This window comes from Serratia sp. NA_112.1, from assembly GCF_052691715.1.
In genome coordinates this window covers 66,380-92,815 of the sequence record NZ_JBQZFO010000003.1, presented here as the reverse complement: position 1 = coordinate 92,815, position 26,436 = coordinate 66,380, and the positions used below count along the sequence as shown (strand labels likewise).

The 26,436-nt window shown below is 53.2% G+C and carries 28 protein-coding genes and 1 tRNA gene; 15 read left to right on the top strand and 14 right to left on the bottom strand.

Annotation, left to right across the window (positions count from 1 at the left end):
* Positions 1-70 precede the first annotated feature (70 nt).
* Positions 71-1,123 carry an AI-2E family transporter gene (locus tag ACUTQ5_RS08110; protein WP_445650825.1) on the bottom strand — a complete coding sequence of 351 codons (1,053 nt, stop codon included), beginning with the start codon at positions 1,121-1,123 and terminating at the stop codon, positions 71-73.
* A 424-nt stretch (positions 1,124-1,547) separates the two neighbouring features.
* Between ACUTQ5_RS08110 and ACUTQ5_RS08105 the strand changes: the two genes are divergently transcribed.
* Both ACUTQ5_RS08105 and ACUTQ5_RS08100 read left to right on the top strand, forming a co-directional pair.
* On the top strand, positions 1,548-2,102 hold the full coding sequence (locus ACUTQ5_RS08105; RefSeq protein WP_445650824.1) for a cytochrome b: 555 nt from the start codon (positions 1,548-1,550) through the stop codon (positions 2,100-2,102).
* Between the two features lie 23 nt (positions 2,103-2,125).
* Positions 2,126-2,704: a YceI family protein gene (locus tag ACUTQ5_RS08100; RefSeq protein WP_445650823.1), complete on the top strand. Its 579-nt coding sequence runs from the start codon at positions 2,126-2,128 to the stop codon at positions 2,702-2,704.
* Positions 2,705-2,756: 52 nt separating this feature from the next.
* Here ACUTQ5_RS08100 and trhO read toward each other — a convergent pair whose 3' ends face one another.
* A complete protein-coding gene (gene trhO / locus ACUTQ5_RS08095) occupies positions 2,757-3,818 on the bottom strand; it encodes an oxygen-dependent tRNA uridine(34) hydroxylase TrhO (protein ID WP_445650822.1) in 1,062 nt (353 codons plus the stop codon).
* Between the two features lie 175 nt (positions 3,819-3,993).
* Between trhO and ACUTQ5_RS08090 the strand changes: the two genes are divergently transcribed.
* Positions 3,994-4,470, top strand: coding sequence for an oxidoreductase (locus tag ACUTQ5_RS08090; protein WP_445650821.1), 477 nt, complete (start codon positions 3,994-3,996; stop codon positions 4,468-4,470).
* A gap of 18 nt (positions 4,471-4,488) precedes the next feature.
* Here the strand turns inward: ACUTQ5_RS08090 and ACUTQ5_RS08085 are convergent, their stop codons facing one another.
* On the bottom strand, positions 4,489-4,650 hold the full coding sequence (locus tag ACUTQ5_RS08085) for a hypothetical protein (RefSeq protein WP_017892410.1): 162 nt from the start codon (positions 4,648-4,650) through the stop codon (positions 4,489-4,491).
* A 276-nt stretch (positions 4,651-4,926) separates the two neighbouring features.
* Between ACUTQ5_RS08085 and ACUTQ5_RS08080 the strand changes: the two genes are divergently transcribed.
* The 4 genes from ACUTQ5_RS08080 to ACUTQ5_RS08065 all read left to right on the top strand — a co-directional run bounded on the left by ACUTQ5_RS08080 (position 4,927) and on the right by ACUTQ5_RS08065 (position 9,715).
* On the top strand, positions 4,927-5,847 hold the full coding sequence (locus tag ACUTQ5_RS08080) for a Kdo(2)-lipid IV(A) acyltransferase (RefSeq protein WP_445650820.1): 921 nt from the start codon (positions 4,927-4,929) through the stop codon (positions 5,845-5,847).
* A gap of 117 nt (positions 5,848-5,964) precedes the next feature.
* Positions 5,965-6,249 (top strand): YciI family protein, encoded by a 285-nt coding sequence (locus ACUTQ5_RS08075; RefSeq protein WP_261088870.1) that lies wholly within the window; start codon positions 5,965-5,967, stop codon positions 6,247-6,249.
* 199 nt (positions 6,250-6,448) lie between these two features.
* On the top strand, positions 6,449-7,684 hold the full coding sequence (gene mdtG, locus ACUTQ5_RS08070; protein WP_445650819.1) for a multidrug efflux MFS transporter MdtG: 1,236 nt from the start codon (positions 6,449-6,451) through the stop codon (positions 7,682-7,684).
* 477 nt (positions 7,685-8,161) lie between these two features.
* The gene (locus ACUTQ5_RS08065) at positions 8,162-9,715 is read left to right on the top strand and encodes a peptide MFS transporter (RefSeq protein WP_445650818.1); all 1,554 of its coding nucleotides are present in this window, start codon (positions 8,162-8,164) and stop codon (positions 9,713-9,715) included.
* 95 nt (positions 9,716-9,810) lie between these two features.
* Here ACUTQ5_RS08065 and ACUTQ5_RS08060 read toward each other — a convergent pair whose 3' ends face one another.
* The 3 genes from ACUTQ5_RS08060 to ACUTQ5_RS08050 are packed head-to-tail and all read right to left on the bottom strand — an operon-like array spanning position 9,811 to position 10,977.
* Positions 9,811-10,230, bottom strand: coding sequence for a DUF6691 family protein (locus tag ACUTQ5_RS08060; RefSeq protein WP_445650817.1), 420 nt, complete (start codon positions 10,228-10,230; stop codon positions 9,811-9,813).
* Between the two features lie 4 nt (positions 10,231-10,234).
* Positions 10,235-10,669 (bottom strand): YeeE/YedE family protein, encoded by a 435-nt coding sequence (locus ACUTQ5_RS08055; RefSeq protein ID WP_445650816.1) that lies wholly within the window; start codon positions 10,667-10,669, stop codon positions 10,235-10,237.
* Entirely contained in the window at positions 10,666-10,977 is a 312-nt protein-coding gene (locus tag ACUTQ5_RS08050) for an ArsR/SmtB family transcription factor (protein WP_445651144.1), read from the bottom strand. Before ACUTQ5_RS08050 ends, ACUTQ5_RS08055 begins: the two co-directional genes overlap by 4 nt.
* 141 nt (positions 10,978-11,118) lie before the next feature.
* Between ACUTQ5_RS08050 and ACUTQ5_RS08045 the strand changes: the two genes are divergently transcribed.
* On the top strand, positions 11,119-11,880 hold the full coding sequence (locus ACUTQ5_RS08045; RefSeq protein WP_261088877.1) for an AraC family transcriptional regulator: 762 nt from the start codon (positions 11,119-11,121) through the stop codon (positions 11,878-11,880).
* Here ACUTQ5_RS08045 and leuA read toward each other — a convergent pair.
* Positions 11,865-13,535, bottom strand: a complete 1,671-nt coding sequence (leuA, locus tag ACUTQ5_RS08040; protein ID WP_445650815.1) for a 2-isopropylmalate synthase — start codon at positions 13,533-13,535, stop codon at positions 11,865-11,867. The genes ACUTQ5_RS08045 and leuA overlap by 16 nt on opposite strands.
* 207 nt (positions 13,536-13,742) lie before the next feature.
* Between leuA and ACUTQ5_RS08035 the strand changes: the two genes are divergently transcribed.
* Entirely contained in the window at positions 13,743-14,120 is a 378-nt protein-coding gene (locus ACUTQ5_RS08035; protein ID WP_445650814.1) for a MysB family protein, read from the top strand.
* A gap of 65 nt (positions 14,121-14,185) precedes the next feature.
* A complete protein-coding gene (locus ACUTQ5_RS08030; RefSeq protein WP_445650813.1) occupies positions 14,186-14,734 on the top strand; it encodes a GNAT family N-acetyltransferase in 549 nt (182 codons plus the stop codon).
* A gap of 2 nt (positions 14,735-14,736) precedes the next feature.
* Here ACUTQ5_RS08030 and ACUTQ5_RS08025 read toward each other — a convergent pair whose 3' ends face one another.
* The 3 genes from ACUTQ5_RS08025 to mdoG form a co-directional block, all read right to left on the bottom strand.
* Positions 14,737-14,982 carry a YceK/YidQ family lipoprotein gene (locus ACUTQ5_RS08025; RefSeq protein ID WP_445650812.1) on the bottom strand — a complete coding sequence of 82 codons (246 nt, stop codon included), beginning with the start codon at positions 14,980-14,982 and terminating at the stop codon, positions 14,737-14,739.
* A gap of 162 nt (positions 14,983-15,144) precedes the next feature.
* Complete coding sequence (mdoH, locus tag ACUTQ5_RS08020) at positions 15,145-17,706, bottom strand: glucans biosynthesis glucosyltransferase MdoH (RefSeq protein WP_445650811.1); 2,562 nt, start codon at positions 17,704-17,706, stop codon at positions 15,145-15,147.
* Complete coding sequence (gene mdoG / locus ACUTQ5_RS08015) at positions 17,699-19,267, bottom strand: glucans biosynthesis protein MdoG (RefSeq protein ID WP_445650810.1); 1,569 nt, start codon at positions 19,265-19,267, stop codon at positions 17,699-17,701. Before mdoG ends, mdoH begins: the two co-directional genes overlap by 8 nt.
* Positions 19,268-19,526: 259 nt before the next feature.
* On the opposite strand from mdoG, the gene mdoC reads away from it, so the two are divergent.
* The 5 genes from mdoC (at position 19,527) to ACUTQ5_RS07990 (ending at position 24,840) form a co-directional block, all read left to right on the top strand.
* Positions 19,527-20,657 carry a glucans biosynthesis protein MdoC gene (mdoC, locus tag ACUTQ5_RS08010; protein WP_445650809.1) on the top strand — a complete coding sequence of 377 codons (1,131 nt, stop codon included), beginning with the start codon at positions 19,527-19,529 and terminating at the stop codon, positions 20,655-20,657.
* A gap of 217 nt (positions 20,658-20,874) precedes the next feature.
* Entirely contained in the window at positions 20,875-21,891 is a 1,017-nt protein-coding gene (locus ACUTQ5_RS08005) for an acyltransferase family protein (RefSeq protein WP_445650808.1), read from the top strand.
* Positions 21,892-22,198: 307 nt separating this feature from the next.
* On the top strand, positions 22,199-22,423 hold the full coding sequence (locus tag ACUTQ5_RS08000) for a hypothetical protein (protein ID WP_445650807.1): 225 nt from the start codon (positions 22,199-22,201) through the stop codon (positions 22,421-22,423).
* Positions 22,424-22,710: 287 nt separating this feature from the next.
* A complete protein-coding gene (locus tag ACUTQ5_RS07995; protein WP_445650806.1) occupies positions 22,711-24,432 on the top strand; it encodes a potassium/proton antiporter in 1,722 nt (573 codons plus the stop codon).
* 279 nt (positions 24,433-24,711) lie between these two features.
* A complete protein-coding gene (locus ACUTQ5_RS07990; RefSeq protein ID WP_017892392.1) occupies positions 24,712-24,840 on the top strand; it encodes a hypothetical protein in 129 nt (42 codons plus the stop codon).
* Positions 24,841-24,920: 80 nt separating this feature from the next.
* Here the strand turns inward: ACUTQ5_RS07990 and ACUTQ5_RS07985 are convergent, their stop codons facing one another.
* From ACUTQ5_RS07985 to ACUTQ5_RS07970, 4 genes are all read right to left on the bottom strand, one after another.
* Complete coding sequence (locus ACUTQ5_RS07985; protein ID WP_012006291.1) at positions 24,921-25,052, bottom strand: hypothetical protein; 132 nt, start codon at positions 25,050-25,052, stop codon at positions 24,921-24,923.
* Between the two features lie 69 nt (positions 25,053-25,121).
* Positions 25,122-25,625 carry a YlaC family protein gene (locus ACUTQ5_RS07980; RefSeq protein WP_445650805.1) on the bottom strand — a complete coding sequence of 168 codons (504 nt, stop codon included), beginning with the start codon at positions 25,623-25,625 and terminating at the stop codon, positions 25,122-25,124.
* Positions 25,626-25,752: 127 nt separating this feature from the next.
* Complete coding sequence (locus ACUTQ5_RS07975) at positions 25,753-26,052, bottom strand: hypothetical protein (protein WP_445650804.1); 300 nt, start codon at positions 26,050-26,052, stop codon at positions 25,753-25,755.
* A 187-nt stretch (positions 26,053-26,239) separates the two neighbouring features.
* A tRNA-OTHER gene (locus ACUTQ5_RS07970) sits at positions 26,240-26,333 on the bottom strand.
* Positions 26,334-26,436: the final 103 nt, after the last annotated feature.

The following is a 26,436-nucleotide window of genomic DNA, read 5'->3' as shown; positions in this document are numbered from 1 at the left end:
TTTTGCCTTCCCGGAACAATTCCCTGGCCGTGAAGGCCTGGTGGCGTGACAAGTCAGGGGAAGGTATTCTTTACTCCGGAGTAATCGGTTTGCCCGGTTGGCCATCACCGAGAATCACCGCCAATTTATGCCCACCTTCTGTGGTCTCCAGCGCGATACGGGTAATAATGGTCAGCGGCACCGACAGCAACATCCCTACCGGCCCCATCAACCAACCCCAGAAGATCAATGACAGGAACACCACCAGCGTTGACAGCCCCAGCCCGCGTCCCATCACACGCGGCTCCAGCATATTACCAATCACCAAATTGATGGTGATAAAGCCTGTGGCCACGACAAGAGCATCGCCAAATCCGTTAAACAACAGAGCCTGAATCAGCGGAGGAACAGCGGCGATCACCGAGCCAATATTAGGAATATAATTCAGCAGGAACGCCAGCAGCCCCCAGATAAAGGCAAAACGCACGTCAACAACCGCAAGGAAGGCCCATACGATAATCCCGGTCGCCAGACTGATCGCCGTTTTGATCAGCAGATAACGGGTAACGCCATCCAGCGCGCGCTGAATATTGGCCATACCTTCACTTGGCTTATCCAACGCCTGCTGCAATTTGTAAGGCAATAGCTGCACTTCAAACAGCATAAATACCACGGTCATCAGCAACAGGAAGATATTGGTCATCGCGCCTGAAAACCGGCTCAACAGGCGAGTGATCAGATTCATCGCCGCGCTGGGGTCGACGTACTGCAGCATCGCCTCGGTGGAAATGGTAATTTTGAAACGGTCGGCGTAGTGCTGCAGTTCGCTCAATTTTTCCAGCATCAAGCCGCGATACTGCGGCAATGAGCGAGCAAATTCGTTTAAAGATGCCCCCAGTACACCGACAAACAGCATCAGCAATACCACCACAACCACCACCAGCAAGCTCACACCCAGCACTCGGGGTATCCGCCAGCGCTCGAGCTGTGCCACCAGCGGATTGAGCACCATCGCGAGGAACAGTGCCAATAGGAAGGGCACCACAACTTCCACTGCCGCTTTCACGCCGGCAAGAATAATCACTAACATCGCCAGCATAATTGCCAGACGCAGGCTGCGATCGCTCAACAGGGTTCGGCCCATACATTTCCTTTGCGTTAATAGCGCAGGCCCCAAGGGCCATCAGATGAGTGTTATGTTAGCAAACTCTCCCCTTACGCCGCAGAGGTATTACTCCGCGCATTAAAATCCTCGTTTTGCCAAATCCTGGCTGGAAATAATCAACAATCTTGACTAGGGTTTATTTGTTAAAAAAATTCACGACACTTACGTAACATGACAAAAGCTGACAATAATGTATAAATCCTTTTGTTTTCAATTCATAGCAAAAAAACAACACGTTCACACAGTAAGCACTTCAACGATTTCACTGATTGATTTAACGCTATCTCAGCCAAATTCACTGATTAATATTATTAAGAAGTAACATAGTTAAATTTATTATTGATTTTATGTTTCTTAAAGTTTAATTATTGCAACCGGATAATGAGGATAGTAAGGAAACAGGATGCTGTGGAAAAATACCGCCAATCGTTTTGGTCATATTTCAGTGCTGATTCACTGGCTGGTTGCACTGACGGTGTACGGCATGTTTGCCCTGGGCCTCTGGATGGTCACACTGGGGTATTACGATGTCTGGTACCACCAGGCACCGGAGATTCATAAAAGCATCGGGACACTGCTGTTTATCGTCATGGTGGTTCGGGTCATTTGGCGTTTCGTTTCACCGCCGCCCAAACCTTTGGCCAGCTACAGTCGTTTTACTCGCGTCAGCGCGATCCTCGCCCATCTGGCGTTATATGTCGTGCTGTTCAGCATTCTAATCAGCGGCTATCTGATCTCTACCGCTGACGGTCAACCGATCAGCGTTTTTGGCTGGTTCGATATACCCGCTACCGTCACCGGTATGGCGGAACAGGCCGATACGGCCGGTTCCGTTCACCTTTACCTGGCCTGGATTGTTGTTGTGCTTTCCGTACTGCACGGTCTGGCTGCGCTTAAACATCACTTTGTTGATCGTGATGTTACTTTGAAACGGATGCTGGGTAACAGCGCCGATTAACCTTTGGATTTATGGAGATTGCTATGTTGAAGAAAACCCTACTAGGCCTGACCGCAGGCGCAATGCTGCTGAGCGCCGGTTCCGTGCTGGCTGCCGACTACAAGATTGACAAACAGGGGCAGCACGCCTTTATCGAGTTCCGCATCCAGCACCTGGGTTACAGCTGGCTGTACGGCACCTTCAAGGATTTTGACGGCGGCTTCACCTTCGACGAAAAAGATCCGTCCAAGGACAAGGTTAACGTCACGATCAACACCGCCAGTGTCGACACCAACCACGCCGAGCGGGACAAACACCTGCGCAGCGCCGAGTTCCTGAATGTGGAAAAGAACAAACAGGCCAAGTTTGAATCTACCGAAGTGAAAAAGAACGGCGAAGGTTATGCGGTAATCGGTAATCTGACGCTGAATGGCGTGACCAAGCCGGTCACGCTGGACGCTAAGCTGATCGGCCAGGGTAATGACCCGTGGGGTGGCTACCGTGCCGGATTTGAAGCCAACGGTAAAATCAAGTTGAAAGACTTTGGCATCACCACCGATCTTGGCCCGGCATCGCAGGACGTGGAACTGATTATTTCTGTGGAAGGCGTTCGCGCGAAGTAATTCCCGCGAAGAAATAATAAAGCGCGGCAAGGCTGCCGCGCTTATCAACGACTCAGTTTGACGAGTCTTCCGGTGCCGGAATGTGCATCGTGGTCTGCAATAACCCTTTCGACTTATTGAAAATCTTGATGCCGTTTTCACGGCCGGCTCGGCGCGCGCGTTGTTCTTCACGCGGCAGCTTCAGCTCTTCGCGGCAGATCTCACTGCAGCAACCTTCAAATTTGGCCGCACAGCTCGGGCACTGAATAAACAACAGGTGACAACCGTCATTCAGACAGTTGGTGTGAGTATCGCAAGGCGCACCGCACTGATGACAATTGGCGATCACATGGTCAGAAATTCGTTCACCCATACGCTCGTCAAACACAAAGTTTTTGCCGACAAACTTCAGCGGCAACCCCTGCTCTTTTGCCTTACGCGCATACTCGATAATACCGCCTTCCACGTGATAGACGTTCTTGAAGCCGTTATGCAACATATAGGCACTGGCTTTTTCACAGCGGATCCCGCCGGTGCAGTACATGACAATATTTTTGTCTTTCTTGTCCTGCAGCATCTCAACCGCCATCGGCAGTTGCTCACGGAAGGTGTCTGACGGCACTTCGATGGCGTTTTCAAAGTGGCCGACTTCATATTCGTAATGGTTACGCATATCGACAAACAGTGTATCCGGATCGTCAATCATCTGATTAACGCGATCGGCTTGCAGATACTCACCGACATTCGCCGGGTTGAAGCTCTCGTCATCGAGGCCGTCGGCAACGATGCGTTCACGCACTTTCAGGCGCAGCACCCAGAAGGATTTTCCATCATCTTCCAGGGCGATATTCAGCCGAACCTGATCCAGCGCCGCATGTGAGGCAAAGAGTGCGGCTTTGAACGCCTCGAATTTATTCTGCGGCACGCTGATTTGCGCGTTGATGCCCTCTTTCGCCACATAAATGCGGCCGAACACCTTCAGCTTGTCGAACTGAACGTACAGGCTGTCGCGAAACGCTTTGGGATCTTCGATGGTGAAGTATTTATAAAAAGAAACTGTGGTACGCGGCTCGGTTTCCGCCAACATGCGCGCCTTCAGTTCCTCATTAGAAATTCGGTTATGTAACACTGGCATGGTGTACTTTCCTGTCTTTCGGGAGGTGACTTATTTACACGCGCGCCGACCGCCGGCCCACGCGCGGCGCACATAATACCCGATGATGTTAAGCGCTGGCAACTTGACGCTGCTCACAAATCCCGATACTCCTAACAGGAGTTCCCCTCTATTTATCACGGTTCAGGAGGACGTCATGAGTCAGCTATTTACCCCCATTACACTGGGAAAATTGAGTTTACCCAATCGTATTATTATTGCACCTATGTGCCAATATTCCGCCGACCACGGCAAAGCCACCGAATTGCATACCCTGCATCTTGGGCATCTTTCCTTGTCCGGTGCCGGTCTGCTGATTGTCGAAGCCGCCTCGGTCGGCCCCGAAGGGCGCATTACGCCCAGCGCTCTCGGGCTGTGGGACGAAACAACCGAACAGGCGCTGGACGAGGTCGTGAAGGCGGTCAAAAAACACGCCACCATGCCACTGGGTATCCAAAGCGCTCGGCGTGCGTATTCCGGCCAGGCCGATATGGTGGCGCTGGCACGCGGCATCCTTTATAACCCTCGTTGGCCGTGGCACGCCGCGGCGAAACTGGGTGAGAAAGTCAGCGCACCACCGCAATATTGGCGCTCTGAACCGCACGTATTGAAAGGCTTGTTTAAAAACGGCTAAAGTTACCGGGGCAGATGTTCAGCGCCCGCCCCGGCATTCGGTAAAACCGGAAATCACCGTTCCCGCAGCCAGGGCGATACCCGCCACCAGCAGCAACGGATTAAACTGCAGATGCGCCCCCAGACTGCCCAGCAGTGCTCCACTAACCAACAATCCCGCACTCAACCATGTAGCCAACATAAGATCTCCCTAACAAATTGCGCGAGATAATACGCTTCTGTCGAGTAAGGATTTTATCCTTTAGAGCCATTTAGCTTAATTTACCGCCAACTTATATCCGTTCATCATTAAAAATGATGTTTTAATGCGGTGCCTTTTCACGTTCTACGATAAAAATGCCACAATAGCCGGTTATAAACGGCAGAAAATAAACGTCTGGTCAAAATTCCTCCGCAGGAGAGACCATTCGAGAACTCTGTTATTATCATTAAATGACTGCTTCTAAGCTGAGAACACATGACTCAAGTTCCTTCTTTTAATCGTTCTTTACTGCATCCGCGTTACTGGCTTACCTGGATCGGCATCGGTTTGCTTTACCTATTGGTCTTGCTGCCTTATCCGATTATTTATCGCCTCGGCACCCGGCTTGGCCGTTTTTCCATGCGATTTCTCAAGCGCCGCGTGGCAATAGCCCAACGTAATCTGGTGCTGTGCTTCCCGGAGATGCCGCAAGCCGAACGCGATGCATTGGTGGTGCAAAATTTTGAATCCGTCGGTATGGGGCTGTTTGAAACCGGTATGGCGTGGTTTTGGCCAAACTGGCGTATCGAACGCTGGTTCCAGGTTAGCGGGCTGGAACATATTCAGAAGGCACGAGACAACCATCAAGGGGTTTTGCTGATCGGTCTGCATTTCCTGACGCTGGAACTGGGTGCCCGTATCTTTGGCATTCATAATCCGGGCATCGGCGTTTATCGACCGCACGACAACAAGCTGATGGACTGGCTGCAGACCTGGGGCCGCATGCGTTCCAACAAATCGATGCTGGACCGTAAGGACGTAAAAGGCATGATCCGCGCGTTAAAGCAGGGGGACATCATCTGGTACGCCCCGGATCATGACTATGGCCCACGCAGCAGCGTGTTCGCCCCACTGTTCGCCGTAGATAAAGCCGCCACCACCACCGGCAGCTACATATTGGTCAGAATGGGCAAACCGGCCATTATTCCCTTTACCCCGCGCCGTCTGCCGGATGCCAAAGGGTATGAGCTGATTATGCAGCCGGCGGTGGAAAACTTCCCGCTGGATAATGAGCTCGAGGCCGCCGCCTTTATGAATAAGGTAGTGGAGAAGGAAATTCTGATGGCGCCGGATCAGTACATGTGGCTACACCGCCGCTTCAAGACCCGCCCGGAAGGTGAACCTTCACTGTATTGATCCGTTAAACCGTTGAACCGCTAACCCGCCACCCGGCGGGTTTTTTATGCCGCAAACCTTGAGAATCAATAGCAACGGTGGGATGGTAAAGCCTTCGTCGTTAATTCTGGAGCCACCATGTACATCGTTAACCTGACCTACCACCGCCCGATAGAAGAGGTCGACAGCCACCTTGAAGGGCACATCGCCTGGCTAAAAAAATATTTCCAGGACGGCACCTTCATCGCCTCCGGCCGTAAGAACCCGCGCACCGGCGGTGTGATCCTGGTAAAAGGCATCGAGCGTGCACAGCTGGATATCATTGTCGGACAAGATCCTTTCAACGCCGTAGCCCACTATGAAATTACCGATGTCGCCCTCTCCACCACCGCCAGTGGTTTTGAACTGCTTGCCGGGCTTTAAATTCGCCTTTTTCCGCGCGTACAGCGCGGAATACTGCCAATATTCTATTTTTAAAACTTTATTTCATTTCCGGTATATCTCCCCCCACATCAATTGATGCCACCTATAATTAAGCGCATACTTACCAGGCTAACTTTTTTGCTTTGCCCGACTGTCTGATAATGCAAGCAAAGCCCTCTACTTTACGTAACAGGAACTTATGGCTCCGGCACCCGAACTCATCAACTGGAAACGCAACCTCTTTGTTGCCTGGCTGGGGTGTTTCCTCACCGGTGCCGCCTTCAGTCTGATCATGCCATTCCTGCCGCTTTATGTAGAAACCCTCGGCGTTACCGGCCACCAGGCACTGAACATGTGGTCTGGGCTGGTATTTAGCATTACCTTCCTGTTCTCTGCGATTGCCTCTCCATTCTGGGGCGGTTTGGCCGATCGCCGTGGGCGCAAGTTGATGCTGTTGCGATCGGCATTGGGCATGTCGATAGTGATGCTGTTGATGGGCATGGCGCAGAATATTTGGCAGTTTTTGGCGCTACGCGCAGCGCTGGGACTGCTCGGTGGTTTTATCCCCAACGCCAATGCGCTGATTGCCACACAGGTGCCGCGCAATCGTAGCGGTTGGGCCCTGGGTACCCTGTCCACCGGCGGCGTCAGTGGTGCATTGATTGGGCCGCTGATTGGCGGCCTGCTAGCCGACCAGTATGGTCTACGGCCGGTGTTCTACATTACCGCCGCTGTGCTGCTGGCCTGCTTTGTTCTGACGCTGCTGTATGTCAAAGAACAGTTCATCCCGGTGCAGAAAAAGGACATGCTGCACGCCCGTCAGGTATTCGCGGCGCTAAAAAGCCCCAAGCTGATCCTCAGCCTGTTTGTCACCACCATGATTATTCAGATTGCCACCGGCTCCATAGCGCCGATCCTGACGCTGTACGTCCGTGATTTGGCCGGTAACATTCATAATCTGGCCTTTGTCAGCGGCCTGATCGCGTCAGTGCCGGGTGTCGCCGCGCTAATAAGTGCGCCACGGCTGGGCAAACTGGGCGACAGGATCGGCCCGGAGCGCATTCTGGTGTTTATGCTGATCGTATCGGTGCTATTACTGATCCCGATGGCGTTTGTGCAAACCCCGTGGCAACTCGGCGTACTTCGCTTCCTGCTAGGCGCTGCCGATGGCGCACTGCTGCCGGCGGTACAAACCTTGCTGATCTACAACTGCACCAATCAGGTCGCCGGGCGGATCTTCAGCTATAACCAATCGTTCCGCGATATCGGCAACGTCAGTGGCCCATTAATGGGGGCCGCCGTCTCCGCCAGTTATGGCTTCCGTGCGGTATTCTGCGTCACCGCTCTGGTGGTGCTGTTCAACGCCGTTTATTCCTGGTGGTGTTTGCAACGTCGCCAGAAACGAATGAGAGAAGACACTCTGCAGGAAGAGTAATAGCCGTAATTATCACCATTTCCTTCACTAGAATGGGTCGACGACCCGTTTACCCTACTTTTAGTATTGATACCTTCTCCCCCCGCCTTGCCAACCCCCATCAGATAAATCTTAGTTCAATTTATTGTTTTTAAAAAAGTTATTAAATTTTAGCGCAATAAACCACCTGTCAATAACATTCCCCTCGAAACCAACATAAAAACCAGGAAAGGAGATGTTTGTCGACTTTTCATCTAAAAAATGGGATACAGGGACTAGACAAAACCACCATCCAGTTATCAAATGGTTAAATAATATCACGCCCAATGTAAACCATTGGCCAAGTGAAAAAAGGCCGACGCGCTTTCCACGGTTAACGGGCGCTGCGGCTGCGGTTTTGTCGGGTAATCTGCCACTGGCTGGATCACCTTCCTTAAATACACATACATACCACAGTATAAGCTGCATAAATGCGGCGCATTTTATTGGGAAGACGTTATGCAATCCTCTGTTAATAACCAAGAAAGCCGGACCTTCTTCGGCCACCCTTATCCGCTGGGATCCTTGTTCTTTACCGAAATGTGGGAGCGGTTCTCGTTTTATGGCATTCGCCCATTACTGATCCTGTTTATGGCCGCGACGGTCTACGACGGCGGCATGGGCCTGGCCCGTGAGAATGCCTCGGCCATTGTCGGTATTTTTGCCGGCAGCATGTATCTGGCGGCCCTGCCGGGCGGCTGGTTGGCCGATAACTGGCTGGGCCAGCAGAAAGCGGTCTGGTACGGCTCTATTCTGATCGCCCTCGGCCACCTGTCGATCGCGCTGTCCGCCTTAATGGGCAACAACCTGTTCTTTATCGGTCTGATGTTTATCGTGTTGGGTTCCGGCCTGTTCAAAACCTGTATCTCGGTGATGGTCGGTACGCTCTACAAGAAAGGCGACAACCGCCGCGACGGTGGCTTCTCACTGTTCTATATGGGCATCAACATGGGCTCGTTTATCGCCCCGCTGATCTCTGGCTGGCTGATTCGTTCCCACGGCTGGCACTGGGGCTTCGGTATCGGCGGTATCGGTATGCTGGTGGCGTTGGTGATTTTCCGTGTGTTCGCCGTACCGGCGATGAAACGCTATGACAGCGAAGTGGGCCTGGACTCCACCTGGAACAACCCGGTCTCCAAGAAAAACGGTGTCGGTGCCTGGCTGATTGCGCTGGCGGTCGGCGTGGCGGTGGTTATCACCCTGATTGCCCAGGGCATCATTGTGATTAATCCGGTCGCCGTGGCCAGCATGTTGGTTTACGTGATCGCGGCCTCGGTTACCCTGTACTTCATTTACCTGTTTGTGTTTGCCGGTCTGAGCCGTAAAGAGCGCGCCCGCCTACTGGTCTGCTTTATCCTGCTGGTGTCCGCGGCCTTCTTCTGGTCAGCCTTCGAACAGAAACCGACCTCGTTCAACCTGTTCGCCAACGACTATACCAACCGTATGATTGGCGACTTCGAGATCCCGGCGGTGTGGTTCCAATCCATCAACGCCTTGTTCATCATCCTGCTGGCACCGGTGTTTAGCTGGGCATGGCCGGCACTGGCGCGCAATAAAGTCCGCCTGAGCAGCATCACCAAGTTTGTTATCGGTATTCTGTTTGCCGCTGCGGGCTTTGGCCTGATGATGCTGGCTGCACAGAACGTGCTGAGCAACGGTGGTGCCGGTGTCTCTCCGTTGTGGCTGGTGGGCAGTATCCTGATGCTTACACTGGGCGAACTGTGCCTTAGCCCGATTGGGCTGGCAACCATGACCCTACTAGCACCGGAAAGAATGCGGGGCCAGATGATGGGCCTGTGGTTCTGCGCCAGCGCACTGGGTAACCTGGCAGCCGGTCTGATTGGTGGCCACGTGAAAGCCGACCAGCTGGACATGTTGCCTGACCTGTTCGCACGCTGCTCGATTGCACTGCTGATCTGTGCTGCGGTGCTGATCCTGCTGATCGTCCCGATCCGCCGGATGATGGAAAATACTCAGGGTAAAAGCGCGCAGAAATCAGCTACCAACGCCTGATAACCGTTTCGCTTAACCCTTCAGCCAGCGCCCGGTGCGCTGGCTTTTTTATGTTTCCCACGCCCGCTGTTGCAGCACCGCGTTGGCTATTGGCATTATTTTCTCTTTATCATGATGAATTCATACAGCGCCATGCCCACCAGCATGGCCGCCACGAACTGCCAGCCGGCCGAAGACCCGGCCCCGGCCAGTACCCAGGCCGGTCCGGGGCAAATACCCGCCATGCCCCAACCGATACCAAACAGCGCGCTGCCTGCCAGCAAACGGCCATCGAGGCGGCGGTTGGCTGGGATCTGCATATCTTCCCCCAGCAAACTACGCTGTCGCCTGCGCGCCCAGTAAAACGCCGGTGCGGCCACCGCAATGGCACCCACCATCACCAGAGCCAATGAGGGATCCCAGTGGCCGGTAATATCGAGAAACGCCAATACCTTGGCCGGATTGGCCATCCCTGCAACGATCAGTCCGAGGCCAAAAATGGCGCCACTCAGCAAAGCAAACAGGTATCTGAACATGCGATTAGCCTCCCACCCAGTGACGGACTGCCCATACCGTGGCAAACCCCAACAGCATAAATACCGCCGTGGCCGCCAGCGAACGCGGTGCCAGTCTTGCCGTACCGCAAACCCCATGGCCGCTGGTGCAACCGCCACCCAACCGGGTCCCCAAGCCAACCAACAATCCGGCCAGCACCAGCCACAGGCTGCTGCCGCTCACCGCCAGAGCCGGTAAAGGTGCGGCAATACCATACAACCAGGGCGAAGCCAGCAACCCGACAAGAAATGCGACTCGCCAGGCTTTTTCTTTACCCTGGGGTGTCAACAGGCCGCCGGTAATGCCGCTAATACCGGCGATACGGCCGTTAAACATCAGCAGCAGTACCACCGCGACGCCAATAATGCCGCCACCGGCCAGGGCAGATACAGGCGTAAAATGCAGCCAGTCAATGGTCATGGTGTCGCCCCCTCTTGTGGGCAATAGAGTTGGTACAGGGTATTAAGTATCGCCAACGCCTTTTCGTCGCTAACGACGTAGTAGATTTGCTTGCCTTCACGTCGAGTGGATACCAGCCCTTCCTGACGCAATACGCCTAGCTGCTGTGAAAGTGTCGGCTGACGAATTTCCAACGCTTGCGCCAATTCCCCGACCGACATCTCACCCTGGCTGAGTTGGCACAGCAGCAATAAGCGATCCTCGTTGCCCAGCGTCCGCAGTAATGCTCCGGCCTGCGCCGCTGCCTGCCGCATACTGTCGATATCCATCATTCCCCGAACAATTTATAAAATAATATATTGTATATATATAAACTATATTCCCTCTCCTCACCATAGGCTGGTGCGAAAGGTTTCAGCATGGCATGCTGCCGTTATGACTTTTCCGCGAACAGGGGATGAACCCTAACAATGCTGCTTTTCCATGACGCTGTGCCCGCCAATCGGTCGATTGTGCCGGTTGCCAAAGATTATCAGCACGGCGACTTCGAGCCTCCCCACTACCATGATTGCGCGCAACTGATTCATAGCCTCAGCGGTGTGGTGCAGGTCAATACCCGTCAGGGAAGTTGGGTGGTGCCCCCCGGACGCGGCGTCTGGCTCCCTGCGAGGGTTGAACACAGCCTGCGTATCACCGGCAAGGTGGCGGCAAGAGCGCTGTTGGTCGATCCGCTGGCGCGTGCCGATCTGCCTGCCTGTTGTGAAGTGGTACAGGTTTCCCCGTTACTGCGTGAGCTGATTATCTGCGCGATGGATATCACGGCTGACTACCCCACAGGGGGACGTGAAGAGCGAATAATGGAGTTGATCCTGGATGAGCTGCGCGTGCTGCCTATTTTGCCGCTGAATTTACCTGAGCCGCGTACCGAGGCTCTGTTGACGCTGTGTCGGCATATTCAGCAATCGCTGGCCCATCCCTGGGAATTAGAGCAGGCAGCCGGTTATATCAGCGTTAGCGGCCGCACGCTGTCACGGCGCTTTCAGCGTGAAACCGGACTGCGCTTCGGTGACTGGGTGCGCCGCGCCCGTTTGCTGGCGGCATTGAACGCCCTGGCCGCCGGGCATTCGGTGCTGGAAGTGGCGCTGGATCTGGGTTACGACAGCCCCAGTGCTTTCAGCGCCATGTTCCGTCGGCTGCTGGGCGTTGCACCCAGTGCTTATTTTGCCAAATAGCGTGCGGCAACGTTGAACAGTGCCTGCAGCGAGGCGCTGGCGGAATCGGCGTCGATGCCCACGCCATAAGCCGCCTCACCGTGCGCTAGCGTACAGCGGATATAGGCCACGGCGCGACTTTGGCTCTGATGCCCCAGCGTGTGCTCGTGGTAGTCCTCTATCGCCAGACTCAGACCAAAGCGCTGGCGCAGTGCATCTACCGCGCTGGATAACAGACCGTTCCCTACCCCCAACAACCGCTGCTGTTGCCCATCGAACAATACCCGAGCGCTAAAGCTGTAGGCTTCGACGCTGTGGCTTTCGGTCTGGTAGCTCAGCAATTGCAGGCGCGGCTGCTCAACCAGCCCATAACTGAGGCGAAACAGCCGCCACAGCTCTGCCGTGGTCATCTCTTTGCCGCTGCCGTCGGTGGCTTGTTGAACCACCTTGCTGAAATTAATCTGCAGCCCACGCGGTAACGACAACCCATGGTTCTGTTCCAGCAGCCAGGCTGCTCCGCTTTTGCCTGACTGGCTGTTAACCCGGATCACCGCTTCATAACTGCAACCAACGTCCGCCGGATCGAGCGGCAGATAAGGCACCTGCCACAGACCGTCCTGCCGTTGCTGTTGGGCGGCGAAGCCCTTTTTGATTGCATCCTGATGCGAGCCGGAAAAAGCGGTGAAAACCAGTTCACCGGCATAAGGATGACGCGGATGTACCGGCAGCTGGTTGCACAGCGCCACCACCTCCACTACCTGTTTCAATTGGCTAAAATCCAGTCCCGGCGCGATCCCCTGGGTGTACAAATTGAGCGCCAACGTCACCAGATCGACATTGCCAGTGCGCTCACCGTTGCCGAACAGGCAACCTTCCACCCGATCAGCACCCGCCAGCATCGCCAGTTCGGCGCAGGCGACCCCGGTGCCGCGATCGTTATGCGGATGTACGCTGATGGTCACCCGATTTCGCTGACTGAAGCGCCGACAAAACCATTCAATCTGGTCGGCATAAACGTTCGGCGTACTGACTTCCACCGTCGCCGGCAGGTTGATGATCATCGGTCGCCCGGGGCCTGGCTGCCAGACATCCGCCACCGCTTCGCAAATTTCCAGGGCGAATTCCAGCTCGGTAAAGCAGAAGGTTTCCGGCGAATACTCGAAAGTCCAGGCGGTTTCAGGCTGCTGCTCGCACTGCTGACGAATACGCAGCGCGCCATTGACCGCCAACGCTACCGTCGCCGCCTTGTCCTGTTTGAAGACAATGTCACGGAACATCGGTGCGGTGGCGTTATACAAATGCACAATAGCCCTTGGAGCACCTTGCAGAGCCTCAAAGGTGCGATCGATCAGATCGTCACGTGACTGGGTCAATACCTGAATGCTGACGTCGTCCGGGATCAACTGTTCATCGATCAACGAGCGGACAAAATCAAAGTCGGTTTGTGACGCCGAAGGAAAGGCCACCTCAATCTCTTTGAACCCGCACTGCAACAGCAGTTGATAGAACTGCCGTTTGCGGGCGTTATCCATCGGCTCCGCCAGCGCCTGATTGCCATCACGCAGATCGCTGGAACACCAACGCGGTGCCCGCTGCAAGGTGCGGCCCGGCCACTGACGTTCTGGCAACGCCACCGGTGGGAACGGACGATATTTGATTGAAGGGTTGGTTAACATGGCACTCTCCTGGGCTGTCATAAACGATGCCTTATTATTTCCCACCGGGAAATAGCTTGCTCGCGGCTGGCGGACAACCATCGTCGCGAAACGGACAACAAAAAAATTTGCATCCTGCGCCAGTGCAGCAACAATTAATTTTGACGTCACTCATGGCGGTTTACCTCTGCCAAAATCCTTTCGTTACCCTCACCACTGGAGACGACTATGAGCCTGTATGCAACCCTGGAAGAAGCTATTGAAACGGCGCGCGAGGAGTTTATGGAATCCGCTGAGAGCGGTAGCGACGATCAGCCGCCGACGGTGCAACAATTCAATCTGCAAAAATACGTGATGCTGGATGGTGATATCATGTGGCAGGCCGAGTTTTTTGAGCAAGAAGGCGAGTCGGTCGAATGCCTGACACTACGCAGCGGTGCGGCGGCCCAGGCTGTTTTTGACGGTGATTATGACGAAATCGAAATTAGCGCCGAATGGATAGAAGAAAACACGCTGCACGAGTGGGAGGAAGGTGATTTCCAACTCGATCCGCCGTTGGATACCGAAGAGGGCCAGACCGCCGCCGATGAGTGGGATGAACGTTGAATGATAGCGGGCGGGAACGAGTAAAATCCCGCCCATAAACTCCCCATAATTTTCAGAGAGGCAGTATGATTATCCGTCAGGCACGCCCCGAGGATTACCCCGCCATTCTGCAGTTGCAAACACAAAATACCCCCGGCAATTTAAGCGACAGCCAGAAGCGCCAGGGTTTTATTGTTTCCAGCATGAACGAAGCACAGTTGGCCCGAATTAATCAGGGCCTCGGTATTCTGGTGGCGGTTGAAGACCAGGCGTTGGCCGGCTTTGTTTGCCTGATGAGCACGGACGCGCAGCCGCGCCCGCCGGTAGTGGATGCGATGCTGGAAAAGCTGGCCGACGAGTCATTCAACGGGAAACCTTTGAGTGAACAACGGGTGTTTATGTACGGTCCGGTGTGCCTGGACTCTGCCTGGCGCGGCAAAGGCGTGTTAAAGCAGCTGTTCGCCGCCGTCAAAGCGCACTCTCGGAAGAAGTTCGACGTTGGCGCCCTGTTTATTGACGACGACAACCCGCATTCGCTGGCTGCCCATCAGCAAGGACTAAAGATGACGGTGCTGGCCCCCTTCCACTGTGGCCCCCAGGGATACCAGCTGTTGGTGTTTGCCACCCGGGAATAGACTTACTCGTAAGGCCCGTGCTGTGCATCAAACGGCAGCATAAAAGTATCCACCACCATCGACAGCGGCACATCGATCACCGTGGCATAGCGCCAGGGGGTATCACGCAGATCCCATTGCACACCCGGGTAGTATTGATGACCGTGGCCGGCACCCGGCACTGTGCGGCTGATAATACTGCCGCAGCCAGTTAACAGCATTACACCTGCAGCCAATAATGCCAGCCGAAGAAAAGAAGAGAGATTCACCAAATTGACTCTTAGCCCTGGATATTCTGAAAGTAAACAACGCCCGGCGCGGATGTTAGCATAGTTTTTTCCTTGCAGATCGTCAGCATTGCGTAAGAGAAGAGCCAAAAAAAACGGGGAACACGCTGTGCGCATTCCCCGTTTGGACTACCCGGTCAACGCTTAGCGCTGACCTTGCGGGTGAGCCTGTTCATTGTATGGCAGTTGCTGATAATGCTCACGCCATGCGGCGCCTTCCGGCAATAACCAGACACGTTGATGCAAGCGCGACAGAGCAACAGGATCGCTCAACAGCTCCAGGCGTTTGCCCTTCACCAGCTTCTCTGGCCCCAGTTGCAGCGCCTCATTCACCCGCTCTTCACGATTGCGCTCGATAACACCGCACCGATGATGACGCGCGGTCGCCAGCGCAGCCGCCAGAGCATTGAACGACGGGTTAACCACGGCGTGCATAAAGCCATTGGCCAATGCACGTTCACGGTTAAGCTGCAGATACTCTTCGGTCGCCAGCAGTTCACGCGGAGGAGAATACTCTTCCGGGATCAGGAACAGTTTGGCGCGCTTACTCTTGATCCCCAGCGTTGCACGGCTCGACAGAGACGAAACGATCGGTGACAGGATCAGCGAGAAGACGATTGGTGACAACCACCACAGGAAGCGCAGATCCAGCCAGGCCATCCCCCCCGCCCAGACCAGACCGAGCAGCATCTGCGAACCATGACGCTTAAAGGCTTCGCTCCATGGCGTGTCATCATCGTCACGCTGCGGAGAATTCCACACCACTTCCCAACCGAGGAAGGCGCTGACCACAAACACCGTGTGGAACAACATGCGTACCGGAGCCAACAGCACCGAGAACAGCATTTCCAACAGCATCGACAGGAACAGACGCACGCCACCGCCGTATTCTTTCGCCCCCTTCGCCCAGATCAGTACGATACTGAGCAGCTTGGGCAGGAACAACAGCACCAGAGTGGTAGAGAACAGCGCTATTGCCAGTTCAGGACGCCACTGCGGCCAAACCGGGAACAGCTGACGCGGCTGCAGGAAGTACTGCGGCTCCATCAGGGTATGCACCACCTGCAACGCGGTGGACAACGCCAGGAACATAAACCACAGCGGCGCCGACAGATAGGACATTACACCGGTCAGGAACACCGCACGGTGCACCGGGTGCATACCTTTCACCAGGAACAGGCGGAAGTTCATCAGGTTACCGTGGCACCAGCGACGGTCACGCTTCAGCTCATCCAGCAGGTTAGGCGGCAATTCTTCGTAGCTGCCCGGCAGATCATAAGCAATCCACACGCCCCAACCGGCACGACGCATCAGTGCGGCTTCCACAAAGTCATGCGACAAGATGGAACCGGCAAAGGAGCCTTCACCCGGCAGCGGTGCCAGCGCACAGTGCTCGATAAACGGCTTCACGCGGATAATCGCGTTGTGACCCCAGTAGTGCGACTCACCCAACTGCCAGAAATGCAGACCAGCGGTAAACAGCGGCCCGTAGACCCGGGTGGCAAACTGTTGCACACGGGCATACAGCGTATCCATACCCGAAGCTTTCGGTGCAGACTGAATGATGCCGGCGTTCGGATTGGCTTCCATCAGGCGCACCAAACCGGTGAGACACTCGCCGCTCATCACGCTATCGGCATCCAGGATCACCATATAGCTGTACTCGCCCCCCCAGCGACGGCAGAAGTCGTCGATGTTGCCGCTTTTACGTTTCACACGGCGACGGCGACGGCGATAGAAGATACGGCCATGGCCATCTACGTCACGGCACAGTTCCATCCAGGCTTTCTGTTCCGCCATGCAGATATCCGGGTCGTAGCTGTCACTGAGCACGTAGATATCGAAATGTTCAAGCTGACCGGTGGCGGCAACCGACTCATAGGTCGCACGCAGGCCGGCGAACACCCGTTCGACGTCTTCGTTACAGATCGGCATGATCAACGCGGTGCGGTGCGCCGGATTGATTGGCTCATCGCCCTTGATGGTGGAAGAGATACTGTATTTGTCTTTGCCGATCAGCAGCTGCAGGAAGCCCATCAGTGCAGTCCAGAAACCGGCTGATACCCAGCAGAAAAGAATGGCGAACAGGATCAGAATGCCGGTTTGCAGTACATAAGGCAGCAATTGCAACACCGACTGCATCAGATCCTGCTCCAGCATCGCCATTGGGTCGATCAGCGCCCAGCCCTGATACGGCAAAATGGTTTTCATGTACCAGGTGGCGATACCGGTCTGCACCAGCATCAACACCAACAGTACATAACGGCGCATTGAACCGACTACACGCCAGCGGTTTTCCGCGTCTGCCTCCTCTTTGGAAGCATAGCGATTGTGCGGCGAGCGCCCCAGCAGGGAGTCCCAGAAGCGCGCCACCGGATTGGTACGCCAGGCTTCAGGGAACATGCTGGTACGTTTAATCGGTGGCGTGGCCTTCAAAATACTGCGGCCTTCCACGTCATTGTCAAAATCGTCGTCGCTGACCGCATCCGGCCAGGCGCTTTCGATACGCGCCTTTACCGAGGCCAGCGCCACGTCATCCGCCGACAGCGTATTGACGTTGGCATCGGTGGCGCCCATCTTGCGATGCAGCGCCTCCAGTGCCTTGGCGTCATCCGCTCCTGGCTGGGGGGTAAGCGCCTCCGACCGCTCAGCGGCCAGAGGCATTGCCGCAAGATAATCCTGGGCAAGTTGAGTAGGCTTATTCATTGGCAGGTAGCTGATAGCTCCAGGTTTCCGACAGGGTCTTATCACCATTGACCAGCGCGGCGCGCATTTCTACTGGCTTCTTGTCGTCTTTCACTTTCAGACGCAGCGTCAGGCGCCAGCCTTTGGTCACTGGATTATAGCGGACATTGTTTTCTACCATTTCACCGTTATCACCGATGCTCACCTGAGCGGCAACCGGCGTAGCACCATCCAGGCCTTTCAGTACCGGCCCCACGAAGTCAACCAGGAATGCCACGCTGCCGTCTGGCTCGCGGATCAGGTTAGATTGCTTCACGTCACCGGTAGAACGCATGGTCTGGCTGACGTAGGCAATATCCTGAGAATGCAACTTGTCTTCGTCACGGGTGAAGTGCAGGCGATAGTTCAGCGCCAGCGGTGTTTTGGCATCCGGCAACACGTCCGGGGTCCAGAAAGCAACGATGTTGTCATTGGTTTCATCCGCCGTTGGGATCTCCACCAGCTCAACTTTACCCTTGCCCCAGTCGCCACGCGGCTCAATCCAGGCGCTTGGACGCAGATCGTAACGATCGTCCAGATCTTCGTAATCCTTGAAGTTGCGACCGCGCTGCAGCAGACCGAAACCTTTAGGGTTCTCAACCTGATAGGTGCTGACGGACAAATGCTTAGGATTATTCAGCGGACGCCAGATCCACTCGCCGTTGCCGGCATGGATAGACAGGCCGTTGGAATCATGCAGCGCCGGGCGGTAGTTCAGGGTTGGCGAAGGTTGGTTCGGCCCGAACAGGTACATGCTGGTCAGCGGTGCCATGCCCAGTTTGCCGACCTTGTCGCGCAGGAACACTTTAGATTCGACGTCCACCGTGGTATCGCGGCCCGGATAGACCACAAAACGGTAAGCCCCGGTCGCACGCGGTGAATCCAGCAGCGCGTAAATCACCAGGTGCTTGTCGCCCTGTTTCGGACGCTCAACCCAGAATTCGCGGAAACGCGGGAACTCTTCACCAGATGGCAAGGCGGTATCAATCGCCAGGCCACGGGCGGAAATCCCGTACACTTGTCCTTTACCTACCACGCGGAAGTAACTCGCGCCCAGCAGGCTCATAATTTCGTCGTTCTTATCCGCCCTGTTGATCGGATAAATCACCTTGAAACCGGCGAAGCCGAGGTTTTTTACCGAATCCGGATCGTGCTTCACCGAACCAAAGTTGAAGTAGTCCGGGCTGTACTTGATCTGCTTGACGGTGGTCGAGGTGACCTCGTTGATTTTCACCGGCGTGTCGAAGTACATCCCCTGATGATAAAACTCAAGCTTGAATGGGGTTTTCAGCTTGCTCCAATAGGCTTTATCGTGATTGAACTGAATTTGCTGATAGTCCGCGAATTTCATCTCACGGAATTGAGAAGGAAGGTTGCTTTTCGGAGCCTCGAAGCCTTTCCCTGCCAGATCCTGCGCCTGCTTGGCCACATCATCAATAGAAAAAGCCCATGCCGGCGAAGTCAACAGCGTGAACAATACGGTCGCACCTAACCAACGTACGCTCGCGGCGCGTGGTTTCTTGGATAATATATTAACTAGCACATCCCCCCCCTATTCGTGTGCTCAAATCATTTAAATCCATATTAATGGATTATTCAGCTTTCCGACAACATGATAAATTAATGGTTCATGTTTATGGCTCATTGTTTAAGCAACTGACTAAACACCAGCGTAGCAAGCCCCGCAACAAGACGCTATGGAAAAATGTGAAACGCTATAGTAGGGTTTGAGGTTCGATTTAACCATTGCCGACTTATTAAGCGTGCTAATGACCATTCGATAAAATCATCAGCGGTAAACTATGACTAAAGGCAGCAACCAACGCGAGTTTTTCCTCGATTCGATCCGAGCTTATTTGATGCTGCTCGGCATCCCTTTTCATCTGTCTCTGATCTATTCCAGCCATGCCTGGGCGGTGAACAGTGCTACCCCTTCCTTCTCGCTGACAGTGCTGAACGACTTCATCCATGCCTTCCGCATGCAGGTGTTCTTTGTGATTTCCGGCTACTTCTCATATCTGCTCTATGAGCGTTATGAACGCCATAAGTGGTTGAAGGTAAGGCTGGAGCGGGTGGCCATTCCGCTGTTGAGTTCGATCCCGTTAATAACGGTGCCGCAGTTTTTCATGCTGAAATACTTCACCGATAAATTAAACGGCTGGGAAAATTTTACGCTCTACCAGAAAATAAATGTAACAGTTTGGGAACTGGTTTCTCACCTGTGGTTTTTATTAACGCTGTCATTACTGACTACTCTTTGTTTTTATCTATTCAAAAAAATCAAGGTAATTAAAAGTAATTCCCCACCCTATCCAATAAATAAAATGACTGGATTAGGAAAAATCTCACTGCTCTTTCTTATTTATGCTTTATGCTATTCGGCCGGGCACCGTATTATTTTAATTTTTGCTCCATATTTACTCTCCAATGGCCTGTTCAATTTCGTGGTCATGGAGACGATGTTCTACCTGCCGTTCTTCATCCTTGGCGCTTACGCCTTCAAGTACGTGTGGTTGAAAGAGATTTTCCTCAAACCCTCCGTCTGGTCACTGCTCGGTTCACTGCTGCTGTTCGTTGCCTACATGCTGAATCAGAAGTATCTGGCCCACAGTAGCTATATGTTTGAACTGGAAGTGCTGATCAAAACTCTGCTGGGGATCCTGATGGCCAACGTGATTTTCTCATTCGGACATACCCTGCTGAATTATCACTCGCCACGAATCACTTACCTGGTCAACGCCTCGCTGTTTATATATCTGGTGCACCATCCACTTACCCTGATATATGGCGCGTTTGTGACGCCACATATCAACAATAACCTGCTGGGTTTCCTGCTGGGTTTGGTGTTTGTCTTCTCCTGTGCCTTCGCCTTATATGAGTTGCACAAACGCGTCCCACTACTCCGCTTCCTGTTCTCCGGAAAACCGCAATAACCGATTGGCATCACCCTCGCAGGGTGATGCCTCATCTCCTGGCACCAGCAAATTCGTCTTCGTTAACTTTTTGAATGTGTTACGCATCCTGACATATTGAGCATATTCCGAATAATCGTCCTATTCCCGTTATCACATTGCAAAACGGCCATCGCCTGTTACGCTCCTTATGCAGATTTGTAAGTTTTTTTTGTTTTTTCTTGGGCTGGGTAATCATATGAGAGAAGCATGGGTCGACTATGCGAAGGGAATCGGTATCATTTTGGTGGTCTTTGGCCACGTTAATCGCGGTTTATACAGTGCGGGTATTCACCTTTCAGAATCGTTTTACCAACTGACTGACAGCGTTATCTACAGTTTTCATATGCCATTGTTCTTTTTCCTCTCTGGCTTGTTTTTTGTTCATTCATTAGAGAGAAAGGGGAAAGGTCGTTTCATCATCAGTAAAATTGATACCATCGTATACCCCTATGTCATTTGGTCATTACTGCAAGGCACCGTAGAGGTTGTGTTATCACGCTATACCAACAACTCGGCCAGTCTGAACGACATGCTGGCGTTGTTTACGCATCCACGGGCACAATTCTGGTTCCTGTATGCTCTGTTTATGGTGTTTGTCCTTGCGACCTTGCTGTATAACAAAAATAAATTCAACTATATCCTGCCTACACTGATCATCATCAGCGCCGGGTTATACGTATACCAGGACAACCTTACCAAGGCTTTCCACTTTGGTTATATCACTAGTTTTATGATTTTCTTCCTGCTCGGTGTTTTGGCCATTCGTTACTCAGCCACTATTGCCAGAATCAGTATGACTTCCAGTCTGGTAGCCATGTTCGCCTTTGTCCTGCTTGAATGGGGTTTCCATGACTATCTTGGTCTGACCTATACCGATGCAGGCCTGTATTCCATGATCCTGGCCGTAGTCGCCATCACCTTTATCATTTGCCTGTCCGTTTTGTTGGCGAAGGCAGACATAACCTGGCTGAAACGGCTGGGTGAGTTAAGCATGGTGATCTATCTAATGCACATCCTGGCCGCCAGTGGGTTGCGTATAGTGTTGACCAAGTTCCTGCACGTTAATAACTGGTCAGCTCATATTATCGCCGGCACCTTGTTCGGTCTTATTGCACCGATGGTTGCTTACTATTTTATTCAACGGCTGCACCTCAACTTTCTGCTGGAACGTCCGAGTTTCCACCGGGCACAACCCAAAGAAAAAACCTTCTGAACATCCGAGGCGGCTCCGGCCGCCTTCACCTCCGATTTGATTAGTTTCGCTGCATTCATCACTGCCGCGCCACGGCCGTAACACAGGATATTGAGCACGCATTGCTCACCCCGGTGGTGAAAGTTAGGACAAAGTTATGCTGGAGCATATTGTTGCTAGTTGTTATAACTGCAATGCATAAGTGGAAATCCACATCCCTGCCTTACGGTAGCGATTGGGCTCAATGAACCCTGAGGGACGGCGTTGTTGCTATCATTGCGGCAATGTTTGCAGTATCTCCCTTCCGTCACGACAGAGAGGATTTTTAATGACTGATAAAGACACTTCGGCTCCGGAAGCCGTACCAGCAAACGCCACCCTGCTGAAAATTCTTGGTCGGTTGCTTTCCGCACTGGATGCATCCATCAGCGGCAAGGACCGCAGCATTCTGATCACCGAGCTTTCCAGCCTTAACCTTGACGGTATTTCAGAGTCAGAACGAAAACTGGCTGCCGAGCTGATCAAGCGGGCTTTGCAATCACTCGATCATTAATGGCACCACGCCTGCAAACCATTAAGCCTCCTCGCGGGGGTTTAATGGTTTTTCCTTCCCGCCGGTTTATTGCTCGCATAGAACCACAGCAAGCTGATAATTATAGATAAAAGTGAGAAGTTCATCGTTTTCCCCCGACTTCCCCACACTTCCTCTGTTAAATGACAATAAATGCCAAATTGTTTTCGAATCACTCTTGGCGTTTTACCTAGAAAACAGGCTATCATCATGGGGTATCTGCGCCCACGCGCAACGCCTTTCCCCCCAGCCTGCAGGAGAACGTTATTTTGGATGCCAGCACCATTAACAGTTTGTTCATCATCGGTGCCGTGTTGGTGGGAGCAAGTATTCTTCTCAGTTCATTTTCTTCTCGCCTGGGTATTCCCATTCTGGTGATATTCCTCGCCATCGGCATGCTGGCGGGAGTTGATGGACCGGGAGGCATCGTTTTCAGTAATTACCCGGTGGCCTATCTGGTCAGTAACCTGGCACTGGCCGTGATCCTGCTCGATGGCGGCATGCGCACCCGCGTTAGTTCATTTCGCGTGGCGCTTTGGCCGGCGCTTTCCCTCGCCACCGTCGGCGTGGTGATCACCGCAGGGCTGACTGGGCTGGCTGCAGCCTGGTTGTTCAACCTCGACTTACTACAGGGTATGCTGATTGGTGCCATAATCGGTTCTACCGATGCCGCGGCGGTATTTTCACTCCTCGGTGGCAAGGGACTTAACGAACGCGTCAGTGCCACGCTGGAGATTGAGTCCGGCAGCAACGATCCGATGGCGGTGTTTCTTACCATCACCCTGATTGCGATGATTTCCGCCGGCGAAACCACGCTGAGCTGGATGTTCCCACTCCACCTGTTGCAGCAGTTTGGTATGGGCATTGTTTTTGGGCTCGGCGGCGGCTGGCTGCTGCTGACCTTGATCAACCACATCAAACTGGCCGAAGGTCTCTACCCACTGCTGGCCGTCAGCGGCGGCATTTTGATTTTTGCGCTGACCACTGCGCTGGATGGCAGCGGCATACTGGCGGTGTACCTGTGCGGGCTGACGCTGGGCAACCGGCCAATCCGTAACCGACACGGCATTGTCCAAACCTTTGACGGCCTGGCCTGGCTGAGCCAAATCGGCATGTTCCTGGTGCTGGGCCTATTGCTTAATCCGCACGAGTTGTTGCCTATTGCCATCCCTGCCCTGCTGCTGTCGTTATGGATGATCCTGTTCGCCCGGCCGCTTTCGGTATTTATCGGTTTACTGCCGTTTCGCAGCTTTACCCTGCGCGAACGCAGCTTTATTTCCTGGGTCGGTCTGCGCGGAGCCGTGCCGGTTATTTTGGCCGTATTCCCAATGATGGCCGGATTGCCAAATGCGCAGTTGTTCTTCAACGTGGCCTTTTTTGTGGTGCTGGTTTCACTGTTGTTGCAAGGCACGACTCTGTCGTTCGCCGCGAAGAAAGCCAAGGTGATAGTGCCGCCGGCTCTGGCACCTATTTCACGGGTCGGGTTGGACGTACACCCGGAAAACCAGTGGGAACAGTTTGTTTATCAGCTCTCGTCGGAAAACTGGTGTGTGGGTGCTGCACTGCGTGAATTGAAAATGCCACCCGGCACGCGTATTGCCGCATTGTTCCGTGGCAAAGAGTTATTGCATCCTAGCGGCAGCACGCGGTTGCGCGAAGATGACATTCTGTGCGTTATCGGCCACGAGCATGATCTGCCGGTGCTGGGAAAACTCTTTAGCCAAGCGCCGGTAGTCACCATGGACGAGCGTTTCTTCGGCGACTTTATCCTGCAGTCGGACGCACGCCTGAGCGATATTTCGCAGGTGTACGGGCTTAACCTGCAAGAAGGTGTGGACGAACAGCAAACGCTGGGTCAATTCGTCATTAAACTGATTGGCGGCGAACCCGTGGTAGGCGATCAGATCGAATGGGATGGCCTGACCTGGACCATCGCCGAGATGGATGGCAATGCCATCAGTAAAATCGGCGTAAAAATTGTGACTGACTGATCCGCCCCTCAACACCGGTCGCTGTGTGGCAATCCTCGTAGCGACCGCCTCAAAACAGACGGAACTTATAGACCCGGAAAGGTTCTTAAACTCTGTGATTATCAAAACCGGGCGTTTAGCTCCGACGTTTTAACCTTACCTTACTCTGGGAACGCTGCGTAGCAGTGATGGGTATTGATTTGAACAGTAAAACTCGATTTCTATCGGCCATGTTGGGGATCGCACTGACGGTCATTGTGCTGGATCTGGGGATCGCCGATTTGGTCCACAGGCTCTTAATTGGATAATTTTAACGTGGCGCAGCAGCAGCAAGAAAAAGACATTCTGGGCAAGATACTGATTACCGTCTCCGCACTCTGCCTGATTACTGTGGCGGCGTTACTCATTTGGGGTTTTGTGCTGGATTAACCCCCCGCCTGACGGGCGCAATCTTCCCAAATTCGGACATAAAAAAACCGCCTCAGCGGTTTTTTTATTGGCGATGGCGATCAGATCTTGCAGCCTTCGCAATCTGCCTCATCCTCAAGGATTTCGGGCAGCTCTTTTACTTTCTGTGCCGCTTTCTCTTCTGCCTGCGCCAATTCGGCATCGATATCAAAATCGAAAATATCATCACTCATGGTAAGCTCCTCACGCTTAACTGGCTTCAATGCGTGAGTATAATCGACAACTCTTCAGCCGCAAACCCTTCAGTTGAGCACCACCACCCGTGGCTGTTCATCCTGTGGCTTCTTTGAATACGCCAGATCGTAAACGTCATAGAAATCAATTTCGCCTTTATTGGCGATGATTTCCTGCATGCGTGTTTTCATCGCTGCTGCGATCGACGGTTCATCCAACAACGCCTTCACCGACTGCGGCGACAGTGCGCGAGTGAAATACCACTCGCCGTTATAGCATACGCGCAGATCCAGCACGCCGATGTCCTCAAAGCGATACACCGGTTTGATTTCAATTAGCAGCATGGCGAACATGAACAATACGAAGGCGGTGAAAGCCAGGAAAGAGATGAAGCCCATATAGGGAACCTGATACATCACGGCGATCACGGCAAAATAACCGGCAAACATGGCGAGACACAGATAACGGTGATCGCGGGCAAACTCACTGTTAAAACGCAGTTTACCGTCGCGCCCTTCCTGCCTGTTGATCCGCTCGATTTCTTTTACCAAGATGCTTTTAATCGCGTCCATCGCTACAACCTTATGCCTGGGGGACATTATTGCTATCAATAATCATTCCTCAAACTAACACAAGTACAGTTTGCGCAGGTAGATCAGTTAAGCAATTTTAAATGGGTAACTGTTATACCTCTAATGGCTAACGTTGCAGGGAATTCTTGCCTTGAGCAAACATAAACATCCGCTGAGCAATATCGTCAGCCTGTTTGATTTTTTGCTTTTGCGGCTCATTGCAGCGCTGGATGGCACGAGCATAGGCAAGCTCATGTGCCTGGTCAATCATTCCGATAATCTTGTCTCGATCCTGCTTATCCAGATTGCCGAGCATGGTGGTGATAATCGCCTGATAGGCGTTGGAGGCGGCGGTCAGCGACTTTTCTCTGGCTTCAAGTATCGCTACGCGTTGCATTAATTCCTGCAGTTGATCGGACTCTGACATAGCGATCTCCTGTTGCCGGGCAGCATACCTGCCTGATTACAGTTTAGCAAAGATCGCTGGAACGGAAGAAAACATAAAGAAAGGAAGAGAAACGGTTACGGCAAAGCACACCCGAAAAAACCAATAAGGAGCCGATAGTGCAAATCAACCCGGGTGCACTTTACGGTAACAGTTCACAAAAGCAAGCTGGCGCGCTATGCGGACTCGACCCCGCGTCTATCAATTTTGTAGCCAATAAAACATTTTAAAACCAACCACTCTGCCAACTGAGTTAATAGCGCATTCCTTTGCTTCGGGATGTCATTACCCACATTAAAATTATCGAAATATGAACCGCTGCATTTGCAGAGAAATCTTATATTTTCGCCTATTTAACCTTCAGCG

Excerpts from the sequence above, each read along its gene's own strand:
- ACUTQ5_RS08035 (WP_445650814.1), top strand. The coding sequence starts at position 13,743 with ATGAGCCTGTATGCAACCCTGGAAGAAGCTATTGAAACGGCGCGCGAG.
- ACUTQ5_RS08060 (WP_445650817.1), bottom strand. The coding sequence starts at position 10,230 with ATGTTCAGATACCTGTTTGCTTTGCTGAGTGGCGCCATTTTTGGCCTC.
- mdtG (WP_445650819.1), top strand. The coding sequence starts at position 6,449 with ATGGCTCCGGCACCCGAACTCATCAACTGGAAACGCAACCTCTTTGTT.
- ACUTQ5_RS08030 (WP_445650813.1), top strand. The coding sequence starts at position 14,186 with ATGATTATCCGTCAGGCACGCCCCGAGGATTACCCCGCCATTCTGCAG.
- ACUTQ5_RS08050 (WP_445651144.1), bottom strand. The coding sequence starts at position 10,977 with ATGGATATCGACAGTATGCGGCAGGCAGCGGCGCAGGCCGGAGCATTA.
- ACUTQ5_RS08065 (WP_445650818.1), top strand. The coding sequence starts at position 8,162 with ATGCAATCCTCTGTTAATAACCAAGAAAGCCGGACCTTCTTCGGCCAC.
- ACUTQ5_RS08000 (WP_445650807.1), top strand. The coding sequence starts at position 22,199 with ATGACTGATAAAGACACTTCGGCTCCGGAAGCCGTACCAGCAAACGCC.
- ACUTQ5_RS07985 (WP_012006291.1), bottom strand. The coding sequence starts at position 25,052 with ATGAGTGATGATATTTTCGATTTTGATATCGATGCCGAATTGGCGCAG.
- ACUTQ5_RS08110 (WP_445650825.1), bottom strand. The coding sequence starts at position 1,123 with ATGGGCCGAACCCTGTTGAGCGATCGCAGCCTGCGTCTGGCAATTATG.
- ACUTQ5_RS08085 (WP_017892410.1), bottom strand. The coding sequence starts at position 4,650 with ATGTTGGCTACATGGTTGAGTGCGGGATTGTTGGTTAGTGGAGCACTG.
- ACUTQ5_RS07980 (WP_445650805.1), bottom strand. The coding sequence starts at position 25,625 with ATGGACGCGATTAAAAGCATCTTGGTAAAAGAAATCGAGCGGATCAAC.
- ACUTQ5_RS08105 (WP_445650824.1), top strand. The coding sequence starts at position 1,548 with ATGCTGTGGAAAAATACCGCCAATCGTTTTGGTCATATTTCAGTGCTG.
- ACUTQ5_RS08055 (WP_445650816.1), bottom strand. The coding sequence starts at position 10,669 with ATGACCATTGACTGGCTGCATTTTACGCCTGTATCTGCCCTGGCCGGT.
- ACUTQ5_RS08080 (WP_445650820.1), top strand. The coding sequence starts at position 4,927 with ATGACTCAAGTTCCTTCTTTTAATCGTTCTTTACTGCATCCGCGTTAC.
- ACUTQ5_RS08075 (WP_261088870.1), top strand. The coding sequence starts at position 5,965 with ATGTACATCGTTAACCTGACCTACCACCGCCCGATAGAAGAGGTCGAC.
- trhO (WP_445650822.1), bottom strand. The coding sequence starts at position 3,818 with ATGCCAGTGTTACATAACCGAATTTCTAATGAGGAACTGAAGGCGCGC.
- mdoH (WP_445650811.1), bottom strand. The coding sequence starts at position 17,706 with ATGAATAAGCCTACTCAACTTGCCCAGGATTATCTTGCGGCAATGCCT.
- ACUTQ5_RS08045 (WP_261088877.1), top strand. The coding sequence starts at position 11,119 with ATGCTGCTTTTCCATGACGCTGTGCCCGCCAATCGGTCGATTGTGCCG.
- ACUTQ5_RS08100 (WP_445650823.1), top strand. The coding sequence starts at position 2,126 with ATGTTGAAGAAAACCCTACTAGGCCTGACCGCAGGCGCAATGCTGCTG.
- ACUTQ5_RS07975 (WP_445650804.1), bottom strand. The coding sequence starts at position 26,052 with ATGTCAGAGTCCGATCAACTGCAGGAATTAATGCAACGCGTAGCGATA.
- leuA (WP_445650815.1), bottom strand. The coding sequence starts at position 13,535 with ATGTTAACCAACCCTTCAATCAAATATCGTCCGTTCCCACCGGTGGCG.
- ACUTQ5_RS08005 (WP_445650808.1), top strand. The coding sequence starts at position 20,875 with ATGAGAGAAGCATGGGTCGACTATGCGAAGGGAATCGGTATCATTTTG.
- ACUTQ5_RS08090 (WP_445650821.1), top strand. The coding sequence starts at position 3,994 with ATGAGTCAGCTATTTACCCCCATTACACTGGGAAAATTGAGTTTACCC.
- mdoC (WP_445650809.1), top strand. The coding sequence starts at position 19,527 with ATGACTAAAGGCAGCAACCAACGCGAGTTTTTCCTCGATTCGATCCGA.